Genomic DNA, 370 nt, shown 5'->3' on the forward strand with positions numbered 1-370 from the left:
GGATGTGGATTTCGCTGGTATCCATGAGAACGAGATCATGACGATTTCGCTCAGCACGAGTGAAGGTGATGTCAGTGTTATCGCGCCATCGGGCAGTGGTGTGACGCAAGGTGTTGGTTTAGCGGGTGAAACCGTGTTGATGGGGACGTTGTCCCAACTTAATGCGGTGTTGACTTCGACAGATCCAAATGTCGGTGTTTTTGTCGATGCAAGTGACGTGAACAGTTCAGCGATTTCATTGACGGTTACAGCGGACGATAATGGAATTTACTATGAGAATTCTACAGGAACGTCGCTGCAAACCACCGAAACGTTTGATATCAACGTGACACCTGTGGCAGACAAACCGACGCTTGCCTTTGACGCGAAC

The 370-nt window shown here is 49.2% G+C and carries 1 protein-coding gene; it reads left to right on the top strand.

Going from position 1 to position 370, the window contains the following annotated elements:
* Nucleotides 1-370: hypothetical protein (locus R7O12_RS23620; RefSeq protein WP_318126462.1), on the top strand; the 370-nt coding region annotated here is incomplete at both ends.

It is taken from the genome of Vibrio sp. Vb1574, from assembly GCF_033338675.1.